A 19921-nucleotide genomic window follows, 5' to 3' on the forward strand; every position below is an offset into this window, starting at 1 on the left:
TACTTGTATCTTATCTTACAATGATTGGTTCTTCTGGAATATACGTACTTTTGATGCGCCATTCCTGCGGATAAAGGTTGTTTGCTCTATTGCCAAGATTTTTAGCAAAGCCTAGTGGATGCCCTTTGTATGTTAGGACTACAATACCACATGGCGCATTGTTAGCCAGAGTGATGGCTTCATGACGTAGGTAATTAATGCTAGTAGTATAATCAATCTCCACTTGTGGATATTCCGAATTGTCAGCAAAAGCAGAAAGAGCCATACTTGTATCTGGTATAATGTTTTTTCCTTTTAAGATACCTTCTTTAGGACCAAAGTTTATTACCTTGAGTTTCTTTAGCTTATTGACAACCTTATCCCTTTGCTCTGAAGCAAAACTGAAAGGTGTACTGACACAATGAGCGTCATTGATATTCTTCCTCAAAGCCGCCATGAATAAGCCCTCACCTTGTGTTTTCCCAGGGATAAAGCGATATACGAAGAAATTCGAATGACATATCGGAGATTGCATATTAGGAGATGATGAGTGTAACTCTTTATATTGGAAAGGATTTCCAATCAGAGATCCTGTGATATTCCAATCTTCTTTCACTTCTACAGGAATACTTTCTGCATTGAATTGTGAGAGTATCCATGCCACATTTTCTTCATTTTCATGCGCATTAAAGGTGCAAGTGCTGTAAATAAGAATTCCTCCAGGCTTTAGATTGTCCCAAATATCCTCAATGATAGAACGCTGTAAACGCCAACATTTCTCTACATTTTCCTCACTCCACTCCTCAATAGCATTGGCATCTTTACGAAACATTCCTTCGCCAGAACATGGCACATCGGCTATGATAAGATCAAAGAGAAGCTTTGTTTTTTGAAAATCTTTAGGGTAATTATTGGTTACAGCAACGTTATCGTGTCCGAACTTTAAGATATTCTCTGAAAGAATTTGCGCACGTTTGCACATAGGTTCATTTGCAATAAGAATACTCTCTTTAGGCAAAGCCGCACGTACACAGGTCGTTTTCCCTCCGGGGGCAGCACAAAGATCCAGTGCTAAAATCGGTTCTGTTATATATTGTCGTATGATTTGATCTATAAACATAGATGATGCTTCCTGCACATAATAGCTTCCTGCATGAAATAGAGGATCGAAAGTGAATGCAGGTCGTGTGTTGAGATAGTAAGCATCCTTACACCATGGTACTGGAGCTTTCACAATTTCCAAATTAACACGGCAAGGCTTATAAGGATTAAGTCGGATACTAGTAGGATAATCCTCTTCGTTTAATCCCCTAATGAGCGTGTTATATAGTTCTTCGCCCATTAAGTTACGTGTATATGTCTCGAATGCTTCAGGAAGTTTTATCATCGTAAACAGTTTTATTTTGCCTCGTTGTGAGCAATTTTTCTATTGCTATTATCAGCTAGAACTTCACACACAATCGTATTTATTTGTTCTTTAAGCTCATTGATAAATGTAGCTGCATCATATTTTCGTGCCTCAATATCACGAAGTTTCTTCTCCCAAATACCAGTCAGCTCAGCCGAGGTTAGTAGCTTTTCTTGTATGGTATCAATAAGTGCTATGCCCGTTTCTGTTGCTTCAAGGTTCTTCTTCTTTCGGCGAATGTAATGACGTTTGAAGAGCGTTTCAATGATACCCGCACGTGAAGATGGTCGCCCAATGCCATTCTCTTTAAGAGCAGCTCTAAGGGTATCATCGTCTACTAGCTTACCAGCCGTTTCCATTGCACGAAGCAGTGAAGCCTCGGTATAATGCTTAGGAGGAATCGTCTGTTTTTCTGTAAGCGTTGGAGAATGAGAACCACTCTCTCCTTTGACAAATGTGGGTAAGAGTGCTTCTTCGGTTTTATCTTTTAGTTCTTCACTATTGTCTTGCCCCTGTTCTTTTGCATAGCAAACATGCCAGCCTTGAACAAGAATTTCTTTGCCTGAAGCTTTAAATTCAATGGTATCTACTTGTCCAAGCACCGTTGTAGTAGAGAATTTACAATCAGGATAAAATACAGAAATAAATCGTCTAGCTATCAGATCAAATATATGTTGTTCTGCATCAGACAATCCTTGAGGCACAATACCTGTAGGGATTATGGCATGGTGGTCGGTAACCTTTGATGTATCGAACACACGCTTTGATTTTAGTAGAGGTTTTCCTCCAAGTGTTTTTATTAGATTGGTATATGGTGCCACACCTGCAAATTTAGTTTGGAAGATACCGTTCATTATCTGAGGACACTTAGGATAAATGTCATCAGAAAGATACTGTGTGTCTACACGAGGATAAGTAGTTATTTTTTTCTCGTAAAGTGCTTGGATAAGATTGAGTGTCATCTCTGCCGAATAGCCATACTTACGATTACAATCCACCTGTAGCGAGGTAAGGTCATAGAGCTGTTTGGGCTGCTCTGTGCCTTTCTTCTTCGTTACGCTTGTAATCTCGAATGTTTTTCCTTCTATGGTAGAAAAAGCTTGTTCACCCTCTTCTTTCGATGTAAATTTCCCTTTAGTAGCTGTAAACTGTGTGCCGCGATAAATAGTAGCAAGCACCCAATAAGGTTCAGGCTTAAAGTTGTCGATCTCTTTTTGTCGCTGAACAATAAGTGCTAGAGTAGGGGTTTGTACACGCCCAATAGACAGTACTTGCGCATTTTTTCCAAAGCCATTATTGCCATATTTAAGCGTATAAAGGCGTGTGGCGTTCATACCTAAGAGCCAATCGCCTATGGCACGCGATAATCCTGCGAGATAAAGCGGTTGATATTGGTCTTGATCTTTTAGATTTTGAAACCCTTCGCGTATGGCCTCATCAGTCATTGATGAAATCCACAAACGTTTAACAGGGCAACTAACACCCGCTTTTTGCATTACCCATCGCTGTATCAACTCTCCTTCTTGTCCAGCATCACCACAATTGATAATCTCATCAGCTTGCTGGTAAAGTTTCTCTATAATAGAAAATTGTTTCTTAATTCCTTCATCAGGGATAACCTTTATACCAAATCTGGGTGGGATCATCGGTAAAGCTGCTAAACTCCAACGCTTCCAATTTTCACTATAATCGTTTGGTTCTTTCAGTTCGCATAGGTGTCCGAATGTCCATGTTACCTGATAGCCATTGCCTTCTAGGTAACCATCCTTTTGATTAGTAGCTCCAAGAATACGTGCAATATCTCGTGCTACACTGGGTTTCTCTGCTATGCAAACTTTCATTCTTTGTTTTGTTTTTAGATTACTTAAATCTTATGCAAAGATAGTGCAAATGAGTGCAAAATAAACTTGTTTATAATTTGCCGAATGCAGCCTATCTTATGCAAAGGTAGTCAATCTAGTTGAGAGTTGGGAGTTGAGAATAAAAAATATTATACGCATCTTTTTATATATAATCAATATATATAGGATTTTTATCTAGCAGAAAGAGGATAAAACTCGTAAGCCTTATCCTCTTCTGTAACGTGTTATATGGTTGGACTATTACAAGTTGCGACCATGACAATTCTTAAACTTCTTACCACTACCGCATGGACATGGGTCGTTAGGGCGTGGAGTCTTTTCTGCTACGTATGGAGTGTGGTTAGCACTACTAGCTGTCTCACGTGTATCTTGAGCTGCTGCTCTCGCTTGATCTTTATCGAAGATTTCTTCCTTTTGCTCAACATACTTTGGTGTTGGAGCTTCTGGAGCAGCTTCTTCTATAGGAGCTTCTGCTTGCATCTCTGGGATCTGACCACGCATCAATACGCTTGCTGCGCGATTGTTAAGATCGTTGATCATATTGTCCCATAGTTTCACACTTTCCAATTTAAAGATCAACAATGGATCTTTCTGCTCGTAAGAAGCATTCTGTACAGAGTGGCGAAGCTCGTCAAGCTGGCGAAGATTTTCTTTCCAATCATCATCGATGATACTTAGAAGCACGCTCTTCTCAAATTGCTTAACAACCGATTTAGCTTCCGTCTCGTATGCTTCCTTTAAGTCGCAAGGAATGTTATATACACGCTTGCCATCGGTAATAGGCACCATAATACGCTGGTAGATAGATCCTTGGTTCTCATATACCTCTTTAATAATAGGCCATGCCACAGTTTGAATGCGTTCAGTCTTGCGCTCAAAGTTCTTCATTGCTTCTTGGAAAGCCTTCTCATAAAGTTCTTCACGACGAACAGTGTCAAAGTCTTCCTCAGTAAATGGGCATTCCATAGCCATTACTTTCAAGAAATCTTCTACGCAACCTTCATAATTATTGGTGTCAATAATGCTTACACAACGATCCCAAATGGTATTAGAAATGTCCATACCAATACGCTCACCCATCAAAGCATGCCTACGCTTCTCATAGATAACAGTGCGCTGCTTATTCATTACGTCATCGTATTCCAACAAACGCTTACGAATACCGAAGTTGTTTTCTTCAACCTTCTTTTGCGCACGTTCAATACTGTTAGAGATCATAGAACTTTCGATACGTTCGCCCTCTTCAAAACCAAGACGATCCATAACTTTTGCTATGCGTTCAGATCCAAACAAACGCATCAGTTTATCTTCTAGCGAAACATAGAATACAGAAGATCCAGGATCGCCCTGACGCCCTGCACGACCACGCAACTGACGGTCAACACGACGGCTTTCGTGGCGCTCAGTACCAATGATAGCCAAACCACCAGCATCCTTTACTTCTTGTGTAAGCTTAATGTCGGTACCACGACCAGCCATATTAGTAGCAATCGTTACCGCACCTAACCCATCAGTAGAGCGACCAGCTTCTGCAACAATCTGTGCTTCTTTCAAGTGTTGTTTAGCATTCAATACCTGATGAGGGATTTTGCGCATATTCAACATTTTACTCAAAAGCTCACTGATCTCGACAGAGGTTGTACCTACTAGCGTAGGGCGACCAGCATTGCGCATCGCTTCTATTTCCTCAATAACAGCCGCATACTTCTCACGTGCTGTCTTATAAACACGATCCTCAAGGTCATGGCGTGCAATAGGACGGTTGGTAGGGATTTCAACTACATCTAGTTTATAAATATCCCAAAACTCTCCCGACTCGGTAGAAGCGGTACCTGTCATACCTGCTAACTTGTGGTACATACGGAAGTAGTTCTGTAGCGTAATTGTTGCAAAGGTTTGTGTAGCAGCCTCTATCTTAACATGTTCCTTAGCCTCTACAGCTTGGTGTAGACCATCGCTCCAGCGACGACCTTCCATGATACGACCTGTTTGCTCATCGACAATCTTGACTTCACCGTTTAAAACAACATACTCGTCGTCTTTATTAAACATGGTGTAAGCTTTCAACAACTGTTGCAACGTATGAACACGCTCGCTCTGAACACCATAATGGTTCATCATTTCATCTTTCTTGTCGATGTACTCCTGCTCAGTCAAAACCTTATCGTCTTTTTGCTTTTCAAGCGCAGAAAGCTCAGTAGTAATGTCTGGCAATATGAACAGCTTAGCATCATTTACTTGTTCTGCTAACCATGCTGTACCCCTATCTGTTAAGTCGCAAGAGTTCATCTTTTCTTCTGTTACGAAGTAAAGAGGTTCTACCGCTTTTGGCATTTCACGGTTATTGTTAGCCATGTAGTACTCTTCAGTCTTGAGCATACCAGCCTTGATACCTTCTTCTGATAAGAATTTAATCAAAGCCTTATTCTTAGGCAAAGCCTTATAAGAGCGATAAAGCGCTAAGAAACCTTCTTCTAACACTGCAGAGGCTTCCTTGCTACTGCCCATCTTTAACCCCTCACTAATCTTTTGGCGAGCTTCCGAAAGCAATTCTGTAGCTTGCTTGCGCTGCACTTCATATAGGTTTTGTACCAATGGTTGGTACTCCTCAAACATCTGATCGTCGCCCTTTGGAACAGGACCACTAATAATAAGAGGTGTACGCGCATCGTCAATCAAAACAGAGTCGACCTCATCGACAATAGCGTAGTTGTGCTGACGTTGCACTAAGTCGGCTGGCGATGTTGCCATATTATCGCGGAGGTAGTCGAAACCAAACTCATTGTTAGTTCCAAAAGTAATATCTGCTTGATAAGCACGACGGCGTTCTTCAGAGTTAGGTTGAGTTTTGTCGATACAATCTACTGAAAGTCCGTGAAATTCGTACAAAGGCCCCATCCATTCAGAGTCGCGCTTAGCTAAGTAGTCGTTCACTGTTACAACGTGAACACCATTGCCAGTCAGCGCATTTAAGAATACAGGTAGGGTAGAAACAAGGGTCTTACCTTCACCTGTTGCCATTTCAGCAATCTTACCCTGATGAAGCACAGTACCACCGAAGAGCTGTACATCATAGTGTATCATTTCCCACTTCAAGTCGTTGCCACCAGCAGTCCAATGATTATGGTAGTAAGCCTTGTCGCCTTCAATAGAAACAAAGTCCTTGGTAGGATCAGCAGCAAGATCACGGTCGAAATCAGTTGCAGTAACCACTGTTTCTTCGTTTTCTGCAAATCGGCGAGCGGTATCTTTTACAATAGAGAAAGCTACTGGCATTACCTCGTTCAAGGCTGTTTCGTAATTGTCGAGTGCTTCTTTCTCAATCTTATCTATTTGTGCAAAAATAGTTTCGCGCTCTTCTAACGGTGTTTCTTCGATGGTTGCGCGAAGCTCTGTTATCTTCTCGCGTTGCTCTTTACCTGCATTTTGTACATACTGCTGTATTTCTTTTGTCTTAGCACGAAGTTCATCGTTGCTAAGTGCTTGTATTTCAGGGTATGCCGCCTTTACTTTGTCTACAAATGGCTGGATAAGCTTTAAATCGCGTGATGACTTATCTCCGAATAATGCTTTTAATATTTTGTTGAAATTCATTACTTTTCTATTTTATTCTTTATTTATTATTACTTCTTCTGTAAATTGCTTATAATGAGATCTTTACCTAATGCTTTTAAAAAGGTGATCTTTTATGTCGTAAAAGGTTACCTTTTAGTGTGTAAAAGATCACCTTTTGCTTCATAAAAGGGTACCTTTTACTCTTCAAACAATCATTGTTTAATGAATAAACAAAAACTGTTGAGATTATTTACTAAGCATTGGGACCTCGAATAAAGATACTAGAATTTGTAGAAGGACTGGGTAATACTATCTTATTCTTCGGAATATTTAATGAATAACTGTCTTTTATGGTTTGACAAAGCGTTATGTCAATTTGGCAAGCAAAAAGTTTTGCATGCGTTGGTTCTACTTTATTTTCGTCGTTTTCTTCGTTTATCGATTTAAGGATATTGATAATATTATCCTCAAACTCCTTATAGACTTGATGATAATTAGGATTTTCGATAGCTACATCGCCCAACACCGCTTTTAATGCCGATTGGTAAGTCTGTGCTTCTACGCCAGTTGTTGCAAGTACAACGAGTAGGGCTGTGATGTATTTATTCATTTTTATCGAAGACATTATCTTATTGTTTTCAATTTGTTTTCGTGTTCAAGCAAAACATGAACGCCACAATTAAGAAGCAAGAATAGTGCCATAATTACAATAGGAGTAGGGTAGTATTGTATAAAACCCACTAAAAGCCCCACTACAATTAGCACTGCCCATAGTCTCCACCATAAGTTTTTCTTTAGCGTTTTGTCCTTTTTCATCGTAGGATAAAGGAAGAAAAGCGACAGCGGATTAAAGATAAGGAGTAGTCCGTTAGCACTAACGCATGGATGTTCGGAGAAAATCATAATGGTGAATACCACGCCCATTAGTCCTGTAATGAGCATCAATAACGCATCCCAGAGACGAAAAGCGACTACCTTTTTTACCTCTATAAGATTAATAATAAATGCGATAAATGTAAATATTATTACGCACAACATTGGGGATGGTGGAAAGATAGGAGTGTAATCTATTTCTCCCGATTTCTCCTTATGTGGGGTGATGGTGAGTAGTTGGTTAGTCTTGCTTACCAAAGGCTTACCATTATAAGTGGCAGTGGCAAAATCGTACATCAGATTATTGGGTAGAAATTGCTGCTCTGACCTATTGGTAGGACTATCGGCTTTCATTCCAAGCAACAAATCATCGCCTAATTGTGCCCATTTATCCACGGCATTATAGCGATGAGTAAGTTCTCTAAAGCTAACATCCGCTACCTTATTATTATAGGTTACCTTACTACTTAGATGGTCTACAATAAGATCTCTTGCCTTAGTAGTACAGTTGTTATAAAAGAAATTGTATCTGTATGTTACGTTTTCTGGTTGATAGTTTACTAGAAGTGCTTTAGCAATAGCTTCTTTGTCTTTCTCAGAAAGATTGAGTACTTGTTCTGTTACGCCTCTATTTTCGTAAGCATATTCGTTCATAAATAGCTCCATTGGGATAATGCCCATTTGATAATCGGTCTTACCAAGAACGAAACGAGGAACAAAGTTGGGCTGATTAAAAGAGAACATTCCGTAGTTTACCACGATGTCTATATTGCCATCGTAGGTGTTAGTTTGCTCGCTTTTGAAGCGAATAGCTGTATGTCCAAATAGCGACCAAACCTCTTTCCCGGGAGAACAAGTAAGGAGAGAAATCTGTAAAGTTTTAGGATTGAATGCGAAGGGTTCTACTTTAGGACTATCAGCCCATATTTGCAAATTTGCAAACAAACTAAGGAGCAATATGTAAAAGTAGCGTATTCTCATTCTTCTTGCAAAGGTAACAGAAAAAAAGGATATGCCAAAGAAAGCCTTAAAAAAACAAATTATACTAATGTGTTTCAATCAATACCAATTTTTTTGCATAACTTTGTACCCATTGTATATAATGTGTAAATAATAAAGCACTCACAAACAGAATGAAAAAAGTAATAGCATTAGCTTTAATTGGCTTGTCATCAGTTGGCGCATTTGCCCAGAGTGGCACCAATTCTCCATATAGTCAGTTTGGCTTAGGAACCATAGCTCCACAATCTACAAGTTTTAATCGTGGTATGGCTGGCGTGGCTTATGGTTTTCATGAACATAATCAGGTGAACTATCAGAACCCTGCTTCATACGCATCCGTCGACTCGCTTAGTTTCATCTTTGATGCAGGTTTAAGTATTCAGCTTACCAATTTTAATGAAAATGGTACAAAGCGAAATGCAAAAAATGCCGATATTGAGTATGTTGTGGCTTCCTTTCGTGCTTTTAAGCATTTTGGTGTGAGTTTTGGTTTAGTGCCATACACAAACATTGGTTACGATTATAGCAACACTGCTAACGTAAATGCTTTTCCAAGTACATCATCGGTTAATGCTACTTACACTAATACCTATTCAGGCAAGGGCGGTATTCATGCTGTTTATCTAGGTGCTGGTTATATGCCTTTCCGCAATTTCTCCTTTGGTTTTAATATTGCTTATCTTTGGGGAAACTTAGAACGCAATGTCGTAAATACTTATAGCGATGCTTATGTAAAGACACTTTCAAAGAGTTATAATACGACTGTAAGAAGTTATAAGCTTGATTTAGGAATGCAATATACGCTTCCGTTATCGAAGAAAGATGAGCTTACCATTGGTGCAACCTATTCATTGGGACATAAACTAAATGGTAATCCAGCATGCTTGCTTATTTCTAACAACTCCCAAACTGCAATTTCAGATACTACACAGTTTAAAATTGATGATGGCTTAAAAATCCCACACACTTTTGGAGCAGGCTTGATGTATAATCATAGCAATAAGCTAAAATTAGGTATTGATTATCAACTACAAAAATGGTCGAGCTTAGAAGCACCGCGGTTTACTACTAATGCTAAGGGTGTGTCAAGCTATGGGCTAGTAACCAATCAATATAAGGATAGGCATAAGGTTTCGCTTGGAGCCGATTATACCAATGGCGATCAGTATCGTGGATACATTAACCGTATGCACTTTCGTGCTGGTGTAAGTTATGCAACACCTTATTTAAAAATCAACGGCAAGGAAGGCCCTAAAGAGCTATCTGCTTCAATTGGGCTTGGATTGCCTTTGTCAAATGGTTATAGCAACCGAGGCATGTTGAATATTAGTGCCGAGTGGGTTAATCAGAGCGTTATAGGTATGATAAAGGAAAATATGTTCCGTATTAATGTTGGATTAACCTTTAATGAGCGTTGGTTTGCTAAGTTTAAGGTAGAATAGGGATTAATGAAAAGTTCATTCCATTATTTAGCATTTTTATTGGTTACTGTAAGTGGCTTTTGTACGCTATTGTTTTCATGTTCTCAAGAGCATGAGCATACTGCACCTGCCATTCACGATCGCGATTCGGTGTCTGTAATGACGACTTATGGTGTGAACACATTAATTTCCGATTCTGGTGTGATAAAATATCGTATCGTAACTGAAGAGTGGGAAGTAAACCAACTTCGTAACCCTTCTCGCTGGATATTTAATAAAGGTATTCTCCTCACACAGTTCGACTTAAAGAAACATGTTGTAGGATATATTCAAAGCGACTCTGCAATATACTATGATCAGCTACAGCGTTGGGTGCTTCGTGGACGTGTAAATGTGCTTACAGCTAATGGGTTAGTCTTTAGGAGTAGTCAGCTAACATGGGACGAGCGCGAACATCAAATATGGTCGCATGCTTATTCTTATCTAAAGACACCAGATAAGGAAATGCGCGGCACGTGGTTTAAGAGCGATGAACAAATGATGGATTACGAAATCCGAAATCCAAAAGGTTGGAGTATTTTTGCAGAACCTAATATGAACAGTGGATCAATGCCCCCCATGTCTTCGTCTGCTCCTATAGACACACTGCATGAAGATAACATGAAAGGCCCTGTGTTTAACCGAACTAAAAAATAAAACTTGCTTATAAGTGGATATTGACTCGATTATAGGAATTGTTATTACCATGATACTATCTGCATTCTTTTCAGGAATGGAGATAGCGTTTGTGTCAAGTAATCGTTTGTTAGCTGAAATGGATAAGGAAAAAAATGGGCTAGCACAGCGATGTTTATCTGTTTTTTATAAAAACCCAGATGGTTTTGTTTCTACGATGTTAGTAGGCAATAACATTGTACTCGTGATTTATGGTATTTTGTTTGCTAAGATCTTCGATACCACTTTATTTTATGCTTTTGAGCCAGCAACAAGAGTAATTTGTGATACACTTCTGTCTACACTTGTTATTCTTTTTACGGGTGAGTTTGTGCCAAAATCATTGTTTAAGAGTAATCCTAACCGTTTGCTTACCTTCTTTGCCCCTCTAGCTTACCTCTTTTTTGTTGTTCTTTGGCCTATTAGTAAGTTTGCTACATTTATTTCTAATATACTTTTACGTATAGTGGGTGTGAAGATAGATAAAGAAAGGGATACTAACACTTTCTCGAAGGTTGATCTTGATTATCTTGTACAAAGTTCTATTGATAATGCAAAGAGCGATGATGAAATAGAAGATGAAGTAAAAATCTTTCAGAATGCTTTAGACTTCTCTGATACAAAGGTGCGTGATTGCATGGTACCTCGAACCGAACTGAACGCAGTAGAGGAAGATTGTAGTACAGAAGAACTTCAACAACGCTTTATCGAGAGCGGACATTCTAAGATATTAGTTTATACTGATGATATTGATCATATTAAAGGGTATATCCATTCTTCAGAGCTTTTCCGTCATAAAGAAACTTGGAAGGAGCATATTCTTGAGATGCCTTTTGTGCCAGAAACAATGACTGCTCAAAATCTTATGAAGATCTTTCTTTTGCAAAAAAAGAGTTTAGCAGTAGTGGTAGATGAGTTTGGAGGGACTAGTGGTATTGTTTCGTTAGAAGATATTGTGGAGGAAATATTTGGTGATATAGAAGACGAGCATGATAGTGCCAAATATATAGCTAAAGATCTTGGTAATAACGAGTATTTATTGTCGGCTCGCTTGGAAATAGACAAGGTTAATGATATGTTTGATCTTGATCTTCCAGAGAATGATGAATATATGACGCTTAGTGGATTGGTTTTATATACTTACCAAAGTTTTCCTAAGTTAAACGAGATTGTCAAAGTTGATAATTATGAAATCCGAATTATAAAAAAGACTATGACAAAAATAGAACTCGTTAAATTAAAGGTACTTTCTAAAGATTAAATGCATCAGAAATTATGTTAATTGTATTTTTGTTTGTATTTTTGTAGGCACTTTTTGAAAAGATAATAATTAAAAATAAAATAAATATCTAAAATGGCAGCATTAGGAAAAATTAGAAGCAAAGGAGCCTTACTGATGATAGTTATCGGTTTAGGCTTGCTTGGTTTTCTTGTTGAAGAAGGTGCCCGCTCTTGTTCAGGCTTGAAGGCTGAACAACATTCACAAGTGGGTGAAATTCTTGGCGAGAAGATCAGTAATCAAGACTTCCAGAAGTTGATTGAAGAATATCAGTCGGCTATTAAATTAACAATGCAACGTGATAATTTATCTGAGGAAGAACTCAATCAGGTAAAAGATCAGGTATGGCAACAACTTGTTAGCAATCGTGTATTAGAAGCTGATGCTAAGAAAGTGGGATTAACAGTAACAGAGCAGGAAATGCAAAATGTATTGAATGATGGTACTAACCCTGCACTTGCTCAAACTCCTTTTGTTAATCAGCAAACTGGTCGTTTCGATGTAAATGCGTTGAAGCAGTTTATTGATAGCTATAATAAGGCTAAGGCTGCAAAATCTCCACAGCTAGAGCAAATGCAGAGCATTTATAACTATTGGCTATTTGTAGAAAAGAACCTTCGCTCTCAACTTCTTGCTCAGAAGTATCAAGGATTGCTAGCTTCTTGTGTGCTTTCTAATAAGGCAGAAGCTAAGCTTGCTTTCAAGGACAACAATGAGGAAGCTCAAATTCAGCTTGCAGCTCTTCCTTATAGTAGTGTTAAGGATGCTGATGTTAAGATCACTGATGAGGATCTAAAAGCTAAGTATGAGGAGTTGAAAGGTGCTTTCCGTCAGACTGTTGAAACACGTGATGTAAAGTATGTTGATGTTCAAATAAAGGCAAGTGCTGCTGATCGTAATGCTATTGTAAAAGATATGAACAATATCCAAAAGCAATTGGCTTCTGCTACAGATGTTGCTTCTGTTGCAAGCAAGAGCGGTAGTATGATTCCTTATCTTGGTATTCCTGTAAGCAGTAAGGCTTATCAGCAGTATCCTGATATTGCATCTAAGATTGATTCTTTGGCAGTAGGTACAACAGGGGTTATTGAAAACGTGCAAGATAATACTTTAAACATTATTCGTGTACTATCTAAGGAGCAATTGCCTGACTCTATACAGTTCCGTCAGATTCAGGTTGTTGCAAACACTCCTGATGAAGCTAAGGCAAAGGCTGACTCTATTCAGAAGGCTTTAGCTGGTGGAGCCGATTTCGTTGCTATTGCTAAGCGTTATGGTCAGACAGCAGATAAAACATGGTTGACAGGACAACAATATGAAGGTTCTGCTAGCATGGGTCAAGATAATCGTACTTTCTTGATGGCAATTTTGAAGGGTGAGGTAAACGCTACGCAGAACGTAGCTTTAACCCAAGGTAATGTTATCCTTCAGGTGCTTGATAAGAAAGCTATGAAAACAAAGACCGTAGCTGCTGTTATTAAGAAAGCTATTGATTTCTCTAAAGATACACGTGCAGCTGCTTACAACAAATTCTCAGAGTTTGTAGCTAAGAATACTACTTTAGCTGATATTCAAAAGAATGCAGGTAAATATGGTTATTCAGTTAAAGATTTGAAGGGTATTACAACTGCTGAACATTATGTGGCAGGTATTCGTGGTACACGCGATGTTTTGAAATGGATCTTTGATGCTAAGCAGGGTGATATTTCTCCACTTTATGAAGTAGGCGATAACGATCACATGATGGTACTTGCTCTTAATGGTATTCACCAACAAGGCTATCGTCCTTGGGATGATGCTGAGGTTAAGGAAATGCTAAAGCGTGAAGTAATGAAGGATAAGAAAGCAGAAATGCTAATGGCTAAGCTAAAGGGTGTAAACTCTATTGCTGCAGCTCAAGCTAAGGGCGCTAAGGTTTCTACTGTTAACCAAATTACTTTTGCTTCTCCAGCATTTATTCAAGCTGTAGGTTCAGTAGAACCCGCATTATCTGGTGCTGTTGCTGCAACTGCACAAGGTCAGTTCTCAAAAGCTCCTGTAAAGGGTAATGCTGGTGTATATGTTTTCCATGTTGTAAAGAAGGCTATGCGTGCAGGTTCTAAGTTTAATGAGACACAGCTTGAACAGCAATCTGCTCAACAAGCAATGCAACTAGTAGGTAACTATATGCAAGATCTAGTGTTAAAGGCACATGTAGTTGATAATCGCTATCTATTCTTCTAAAGATATATCAAACTTTAATATAAAAAAGCCGTTCTACAATTGTAGAGCGGCTTTTGTATTTTTTTTGTTAATGAACGGTTTTTGTGAGCTAATTTTCTAATTCTTTTCTAATTCACCTCTATATGCAAGCAGTGCTTTAATAGTAACTTGCTCGGCTTCTTCCATAGAACAGTGGAGTTTGCCTCCAGCAGCATCAGCATGTCCTCCACCATTAAAGAATTTGGTTGCCATAGGTTGACAATGAAAACCATTTGACGAGCGAAGACTTACAAGAATAAGGTTTGGCTTTTCTGTATCTTCACGAAGAGAGATGCTAAGTTTAAGTCCCTTGATGAGTTGTGGGGTATTGACTAAACCCTCTAAGTCGCCTTTTATAAAGTGAAATTTTTGAAGATCGCTTTTGGTTATTATGAAATAGCTAGCATGGAGGTTTTCTATATAGTTCATTTTGTTTAAAATGATATGAGAACGAAGGCGCAAAGCATGTTCTGAATAGTTATGAAACACCTTATTATATATATTGTCCTTATCAATGCCTTTTTGTAATAGCAAACTGATAATAGAGAAAATCTCTGGTCGGGTAGAGTTATAAGTAAACCCGCCTGTATCAGTCATCATACCGCAATAGATACATTCGGCACAAGCCTTTGTCATATTATCGTAACCACCTAGTTGGTAAATAAGATTGAATATAATTTCTGAAGTACTTGATAGCTGCGTAAATGATGCCTGAAGGAGGTAATTGCCTTTTGGCTGTAGATGATGGTCGATGAGGATAATAGGTGCTTGACAAGTGTCTAATACTGTTTGCATATCTTCAGTACGTGAGCTTTGACCAAAGTCGAGATAGAAAACAAGATCAGCATTGTTGAAAGCTTGTTTTACTTGTATAGTCTGCCTATCGTATCTTAGAGTTTCTTTAAAGCCAGGAAGCCACTGTAAGAAGTCGGGAGTGGCATCGGGGTAGCACACCTTTACGCTTTGCTTACCTTGCTGCTGCAGGAAGTGCTTCCACGCTAAGGTAGAGCCTATAGCATCGCCGTCAGGAGACTTGTGGGCGCAAATAACAATGTTGTTGGCAGCAGAGATAGCCTCTTTTAGTTGAGCGGTCTCTTGCCGTTCTAATAGTTCAAACATATAATATTATATGGAAAAGAACATATCGAAAGGATATGTTCTTTGATATATTCTTTTTATTGCAATAGCTTATAGTTAGAAAAGTTTGCTAGGGTAAACACTTTCGTCTACTAATGATTGTATTTTAGTTACAACACTTTCGCGATCTTCTGGGTAGGTTACACCAAACCATGAACTTGTAGTATCAAGTACTTCTACACTAGCAGTGCCATCGTTGATGAGCTTATTTACCATGAGCGGAATAAAGTATTCTGACTTCTTATTCTCGATGTTTTTCTTGTCAGAAAGAAATTCTTTAAAGTAGGCTTCACTATATTCGAAATAGTCAGGTGTAAAGCCCCAAACATTCATAGATACAGGGGTGTTATCGTCGGTAACAACCCATTCGCCTTCATCGCCAATATATTGTACTTTTCCGTTGCGACGCTCTATCTTTGTACGTTCAACAACGTCAACAAGATGCTTCTCGGCGTTTGTTGTACAGATACCACGTGATACCGTTCCGTTTTCACTCAAGGTGTTGCCTACACGAAAGCCAACCATCGCATATTGATTTTTAGCTCCTTCTGGTAGGTTGGCAAGGAAGTTTCCTATTACCTTAAAACAATCGCGGCTATAAAAGTCATCACAATTGATAACACAGAAAGGTTCATTGATAACATTCTTTGCCATAAGTACGGCATGATTAGTACCCCATGGTTTTTCTCTGCCTTCAGGAACAGAGAAGCCTTCAGGAATATTATCAATGCTTTGAAAAACGAGTTCAGTAGGGATATGTCCCTCATATTTTGATAATACTTGTGTGCGGAATTGCTCTTCGAAGTCTTTACGGATAACGAATACAATCTTGCCAAAGCCAGCTTGAATAGCGTCATAGATAGAGTAATCCATGATAGTTTCACCATTTGGACCTAAGCCGTCAAGCTGTTTTAAACCACCGTAACGGCTACCCATGCCAGCAGCCAAAAGTAATAATGTTGGTTTCATTTTCTTTTTCTTAAGTTTTGTATCTTATATTTTAATTGTAATGCAAAGATAGTGCAAGTGAATGCAATACAAGCTTGCTTGGCTATTGCTGAATGCAGCCTATCTTATGCAAAGATAGTGCAAGTGAATGCAATACAAGCTTGCTTGATTATTGCTGAATGCAGCCTATCTTATGCAAAGATAAGAAAAAGAAAGAGTAAAAAATCAACTTGTTAGTAGTTTTTAGTATTTGATAGACATACGTAGAGTCAACTAGCAAGTGCAAAATTATAAAACGTATTTGAAGAATTCACACTTTGGTGTAGAAAAGTTTAATTTTTCTCTCGGTCTTTCGTTCAATTTCTTTTGTATCGACATTATTCTCTTGTCTGTGTAATGTTCAAACGAATCCTTTTTCGGTATATATTGTCTGATTAGTTTATTTGTATTCTCAATAGCTCCCTTTTGCCATGAGCAATATGGATCAGCGAAGTACACGGGTACGCCTAAGAACTTGGTAATGTCCTTATGTGCTGCAAATTCAGGTCCGTTGTCTGTTGTAATGGTCTTCAGACTGTCTTTGTATGGTAGCAGTAGTTTCCTAACTACCTTTGCCAGAGGCTTTGACTGCTTTCCAAATGGCAGTTTCTGCATAAGTAGCATATTGGTGGATTTCTCCACCAGTGTGAGTATGGCATGCTGGTCAGGGTCTACGATTAAGTCCATCTCAAAATCTCCGAATCTCTTCCCGTCAACTTCCTTACTTCTTTCATGGATACTCAACCTATCTTTAATTGGAAGATGTCTGCCCTTGGGACGATGCCTGTATTTCATCTTATGTCTTGTGTGTTTGGCAAGTTCCCCTGTTGTATCATTATGGATGATATTATAAATGGATTGGTGGGATACCTTTATCCCCTCACTCTTGCGCAGATAACCTGATATTTGTCGTGGAGACCACTGATCATTAGTGATATATTCCTTAATCCTCCAGACTAATTCATCGGAGAGCCTGGCGTTCTTTACCGTTCTCTTTCTGCGCTGCATAGCCATATCGTGTGCCTTTGTCCAAATATACTTTCCCGATGACGTACTGTTGCGTTTGATTTCACGCGAAAGTGTTGACTGGCTGATGCCGACGATTGCGGCAATCTCTTTTCTCCCTGTTTTCTTTTGGAGTAAGGCGAAAATTTGCGACCTTTGCTCCGAGATTAATTGATGATACATAAACAATACAAAGTTAGTTAATCTTTGGGAGACAGAGGTCTCCTTTTTTTTATTTGTATTGCTGGTTGTTTCTTTTTCCTCACCGAGAGATGCAGACAACCTCTCGCTACGCTTCGAGAACGTCTGCATCTCTCGGTGAGGGCTACTCTTTTATTGCACTTCGTTTTGGAACTTGCACATATTGTGGCGTTTAGCGCAGGATACAAGTTGAAATAGCTGAAATAGAAGCTTCAGATAGAAAAGTTTTCAAATATTTGTTTTTATTTCGTGGTGGTATTTTTGTGTGCAAGATAAAGTAGTATGGCTGTGCTTATATGAAGTTGAGGTCGTTAAGTAAAAAATATCTGTAAAAAATAATAGAAAGTTTTGGCAGTTTGGTAATAAAGTAGTACCTTTGCACTCGCAAAAACAAAATGAGCACCCTTAGCTCAGTTGGTAGAGCAACTGACTCTTAATCAGTGGGTCTAGGGTTCGAATCCCTAAGGGTGTACAGTTTTGATGCACGTATATACATTTTATTTTTGCACCCTTAGCTCAGTTGGTAGAGCAACTGACTCTTAATCAGTGGGTCTAGGGTTCGAATCCCTAAGGGTGTACAAAAGAGAAGCTATAATAGCTTCTCTTTGTTGTTTTGGTAGTCTTGTATGCTTTGGGAATGCTATCGGTTTGATCATCTTATTTAGGATCTATTTATTTTGGGTCAGTCGTAAAACGGGTCAGTAGAAATTTAGTGGGGATATCCATATAGTTTACTTAATCTAAAAATAAAGAATTTTTTATCCGTAACTCCTCTTAGATTGGCTCTGAATAATTTTATTTTTGAGTTAAACGATTCTGCTGCCGCATTTGAAGCTCTGTTGTTATAGAAATTGAGTATATCATTATAATGTTCATAGAATGTTGCAGCAATCACATTAAAGGAATGAAATCCAGCTTCTTCTACCTTATTATACCACTTAGCCATGCTTAGTCTTGCAGCATCTTTAATAGTATTTTTAGCAAAAATCATCCTTAACGAATGACATAGTCCATACGCTATCTTGAGTTTGGGGTATTCTCTAAATAATATTTTAGCTCTCTGTTTTTGTGTTGTAGTCCATTTATCAGCAGACTTAAATAGTAAATACCTACTCCTTGCCAATAACTCTTTACGCGTATCTCCATTTTCATAAATAAATGGTTCGTATTTTTTACCCTCTAATTTAGCATTTTCCATATCATCAGTGGCTTCCTGTATTGCATCCCATCTATAATCTATTCTTATCTGTTGTACTGCATCACAGGCTAACTTTTGGATATGAAATCTATCAATAACTCTTTGAGCTTTAGGAAAACAATGATGTACAATTTTACGCATTGTATCAGATAAATCTAAAGTAACTTCTTCTACTTGTTCTCTTTGTTGTTCATCTATTTTATCTAATATCTTACAGACTTCATCTGATTTTGTACCTGCCACAATAGCTACCAAACAGCCTTCTTTACCGTGTTTATCACGATTAGTAACGAGGGTATATAATTCACCATTCGAGAGAGCCACCTCGTCAATAGCAAGAAACTTACCTATATTCTCGGAAAACAATACCCATTTATCAGCATGGGACAACTGCTCCCAATCCCTATAACCACTTAAAGTTTCCTTGTATTGCTTCTCAAAAGTATGTCCATTTATATGATAAAATTCCTCAAGCGTACGGCAGGTCACGGGGGATGTCTCCATACGTTTCTTTTAAAAAAGCTCCGAACTCTTTACTATAACGAGTTCCAGAGGAAGTAAGATCTATGGGTAAGGGCAAGGAGAAGCTTTTACCTGTACGAGTATCAACCCAGCGACGACGGCGAAAGGAAAGGATTACTTTGTGATCACGAATAGGAAAGTCCGTTATATCAACTACTGCCATAAAACCCTTTGATTCAAAGTGGAGGTCATCGAGAAGTTCCGTTTCCATCTTCTCATCTAAATAAATACGAAACAAGGTAGAATCCTTTTCTATCCTAACTATTGAAAAATACCGAAGGACTTCGCTGGGAAGAACTAACTCGGCTAACTGATAAAGATATTTCTCTTCCATAATACAAAGGAAAGAAAAATAAAACAATTATGAAAATATCCCCCACTAAATTTCTACTGAGCCTAAGGATGCTGAGCTGGAACAAAAGTCCCGTCGTATTCTTGAACTTGAGCGCATGGTATTTGGCAGGCGCAGCGAGAAACGCCTGCCTGAGAGTGCAAGCGACTGGACGGGTACGCTTTTTGACGAGCAGTGGCCCAAAG

General features: G+C 38.7%; 14 protein-coding genes and 2 tRNA genes. 6 read left to right on the forward strand and 10 right to left on the reverse strand.

Annotated elements, in window-relative coordinates:
• Window positions 1-10 precede the first annotated feature (10 nt).
• The 5 genes from PREBIDRAFT_RS02725 to PREBIDRAFT_RS02745 all read right to left on the reverse strand — a co-directional run bounded on the left by PREBIDRAFT_RS02725 (window position 11) and on the right by PREBIDRAFT_RS02745 (window position 8658).
• Window positions 11-1366: a methyltransferase RsmF C-terminal domain-like protein gene (locus PREBIDRAFT_RS02725; protein WP_004336122.1), complete on the reverse strand. Its 1356-nt coding sequence runs from the start codon at window positions 1364-1366 to the stop codon at window positions 11-13.
• Window positions 1367-1377: 11 nt separating this feature from the next.
• On the reverse strand, window positions 1378-3228 hold the full coding sequence (locus PREBIDRAFT_RS02730) for a DNA topoisomerase 3 (RefSeq protein WP_004336120.1): 1851 nt from the start codon (window positions 3226-3228) through the stop codon (window positions 1378-1380).
• 261 nt (window positions 3229-3489) lie between these two features.
• A complete protein-coding gene (secA, locus tag PREBIDRAFT_RS02735) occupies window positions 3490-6843 on the reverse strand; it encodes a preprotein translocase subunit SecA (protein ID WP_004336118.1) in 3354 nt (1117 codons plus the stop codon).
• Window positions 6844-7057: 214 nt separating this feature from the next.
• Window positions 7058-7414, reverse strand: a complete 357-nt coding sequence (locus PREBIDRAFT_RS02740; protein WP_238295892.1) for a hypothetical protein — start codon at window positions 7412-7414, stop codon at window positions 7058-7060.
• A gap of 14 nt (window positions 7415-7428) precedes the next feature.
• Window positions 7429-8658, reverse strand: coding sequence for an Lnb N-terminal periplasmic domain-containing protein (locus PREBIDRAFT_RS02745; protein WP_004336114.1), 1230 nt, complete (start codon window positions 8656-8658; stop codon window positions 7429-7431).
• 152 nt (window positions 8659-8810) lie between these two features.
• On the opposite strand from PREBIDRAFT_RS02745, the gene PREBIDRAFT_RS02750 reads away from it, so the two are divergent.
• The 4 genes from PREBIDRAFT_RS02750 (at window position 8811) to PREBIDRAFT_RS02765 (ending at window position 14316) form a co-directional block, all read left to right on the forward strand.
• On the forward strand, window positions 8811-10121 hold the full coding sequence (locus PREBIDRAFT_RS02750) for an OmpP1/FadL family transporter (RefSeq protein WP_004336112.1): 1311 nt from the start codon (window positions 8811-8813) through the stop codon (window positions 10119-10121).
• Window positions 10122-10127: 6 nt separating this feature from the next.
• Window positions 10128-10796, forward strand: a complete 669-nt coding sequence (gene lptC, locus PREBIDRAFT_RS02755) for an LPS export ABC transporter periplasmic protein LptC (protein ID WP_004339119.1) — start codon at window positions 10128-10130, stop codon at window positions 10794-10796.
• A 13-nt stretch (window positions 10797-10809) separates the two neighbouring features.
• On the forward strand, window positions 10810-12075 hold the full coding sequence (locus PREBIDRAFT_RS02760) for a hemolysin family protein (protein WP_004336108.1): 1266 nt from the start codon (window positions 10810-10812) through the stop codon (window positions 12073-12075).
• A gap of 93 nt (window positions 12076-12168) precedes the next feature.
• On the forward strand, window positions 12169-14316 hold the full coding sequence (locus tag PREBIDRAFT_RS02765) for a peptidylprolyl isomerase (protein ID WP_004336099.1): 2148 nt from the start codon (window positions 12169-12171) through the stop codon (window positions 14314-14316).
• Between the two features lie 96 nt (window positions 14317-14412).
• Here the strand turns inward: PREBIDRAFT_RS02765 and PREBIDRAFT_RS02770 are convergent, their stop codons facing one another.
• The 3 genes from PREBIDRAFT_RS02770 to PREBIDRAFT_RS02780 all read right to left on the reverse strand — a co-directional run bounded on the left by PREBIDRAFT_RS02770 (window position 14413) and on the right by PREBIDRAFT_RS02780 (window position 17646).
• Window positions 14413-15453, reverse strand: a complete 1041-nt coding sequence (locus PREBIDRAFT_RS02770; protein ID WP_004336097.1) for a DHH family phosphoesterase — start codon at window positions 15451-15453, stop codon at window positions 14413-14415.
• Between the two features lie 75 nt (window positions 15454-15528).
• Window positions 15529-16440 carry a nucleotidyltransferase family protein gene (locus PREBIDRAFT_RS02775; protein ID WP_004336094.1) on the reverse strand — a complete coding sequence of 304 codons (912 nt, stop codon included), beginning with the start codon at window positions 16438-16440 and terminating at the stop codon, window positions 15529-15531.
• Window positions 16441-16707: 267 nt separating this feature from the next.
• Window positions 16708-17646 (reverse strand): IS30 family transposase, encoded by a 939-nt coding sequence (locus PREBIDRAFT_RS02780; protein WP_036875421.1) that lies wholly within the window; start codon window positions 17644-17646, stop codon window positions 16708-16710.
• Between the two features lie 417 nt (window positions 17647-18063).
• On the opposite strand from PREBIDRAFT_RS02780, the gene PREBIDRAFT_RS02785 reads away from it, so the two are divergent.
• A tRNA-Lys gene (locus PREBIDRAFT_RS02785) sits at window positions 18064-18136 on the forward strand.
• A gap of 33 nt (window positions 18137-18169) precedes the next feature.
• Window positions 18170-18242, forward strand: a tRNA-Lys gene (locus tag PREBIDRAFT_RS02790).
• 131 nt (window positions 18243-18373) lie between these two features.
• Here PREBIDRAFT_RS02790 and PREBIDRAFT_RS02795 read toward each other — a convergent pair.
• Both PREBIDRAFT_RS02795 and PREBIDRAFT_RS02800 read right to left on the reverse strand, forming a co-directional pair.
• Complete coding sequence (locus PREBIDRAFT_RS02795; protein WP_004339125.1) at window positions 18374-19366, reverse strand: ISAon1 family transposase; 993 nt, start codon at window positions 19364-19366, stop codon at window positions 18374-18376.
• Window positions 19332-19718 (reverse strand): ISAon1 family transposase N-terminal region protein, encoded by a 387-nt coding sequence (locus tag PREBIDRAFT_RS02800; protein WP_004336204.1) that lies wholly within the window; start codon window positions 19716-19718, stop codon window positions 19332-19334. The genes PREBIDRAFT_RS02795 and PREBIDRAFT_RS02800 overlap by 35 nt, the downstream gene beginning before the upstream one ends.
• Window positions 19719-19921 lie beyond the last annotated feature (203 nt).

The organism is Prevotella bivia DSM 20514 (assembly GCF_000262545.1).
GTDB lineage: Bacteria > Bacteroidota > Bacteroidia > Bacteroidales > Bacteroidaceae > Prevotella > Prevotella bivia.

Bases quoted from the DNA above. Each gene is read 5' to 3' on its own strand.
- PREBIDRAFT_RS02725 (WP_004336122.1), bottom strand. From the start codon at position 1,366: ATGATAAAACTTCCTGAAGCATTCGAGACATATACACGTAACTTAATG.
- PREBIDRAFT_RS02730 (WP_004336120.1), bottom strand. From the start codon at position 3,228: ATGAAAGTTTGCATAGCAGAGAAACCCAGTGTAGCACGAGATATTGCA.
- secA (WP_004336118.1), bottom strand. From the start codon at position 6,843: ATGAATTTCAACAAAATATTAAAAGCATTATTCGGAGATAAGTCATCA.
- PREBIDRAFT_RS02740 (WP_238295892.1), bottom strand. From the start codon at position 7,414: ATGAATAAATACATCACAGCCCTACTCGTTGTACTTGCAACAACTGGC.
- PREBIDRAFT_RS02745 (WP_004336114.1), bottom strand. From the start codon at position 8,658: ATGAGAATACGCTACTTTTACATATTGCTCCTTAGTTTGTTTGCAAAT.
- PREBIDRAFT_RS02750 (WP_004336112.1), top strand. From the start codon at position 8,811: ATGAAAAAAGTAATAGCATTAGCTTTAATTGGCTTGTCATCAGTTGGC.
- lptC (WP_004339119.1), top strand. From the start codon at position 10,128: ATGAAAAGTTCATTCCATTATTTAGCATTTTTATTGGTTACTGTAAGT.
- PREBIDRAFT_RS02765 (WP_004336099.1), top strand. From the start codon at position 12,169: ATGGCAGCATTAGGAAAAATTAGAAGCAAAGGAGCCTTACTGATGATA.
- PREBIDRAFT_RS02770 (WP_004336097.1), bottom strand. From the start codon at position 15,453: ATGTTTGAACTATTAGAACGGCAAGAGACCGCTCAACTAAAAGAGGCT.
- PREBIDRAFT_RS02775 (WP_004336094.1), bottom strand. From the start codon at position 16,440: ATGAAACCAACATTATTACTTTTGGCTGCTGGCATGGGTAGCCGTTAC.
- PREBIDRAFT_RS02780 (WP_036875421.1), bottom strand. From the start codon at position 17,646: ATGTATCATCAATTAATCTCGGAGCAAAGGTCGCAAATTTTCGCCTTA.
- PREBIDRAFT_RS02795 (WP_004339125.1), bottom strand. From the start codon at position 19,366: ATGGAGACATCCCCCGTGACCTGCCGTACGCTTGAGGAATTTTATCAT.
- PREBIDRAFT_RS02800 (WP_004336204.1), bottom strand. From the start codon at position 19,718: ATGGAAGAGAAATATCTTTATCAGTTAGCCGAGTTAGTTCTTCCCAGC.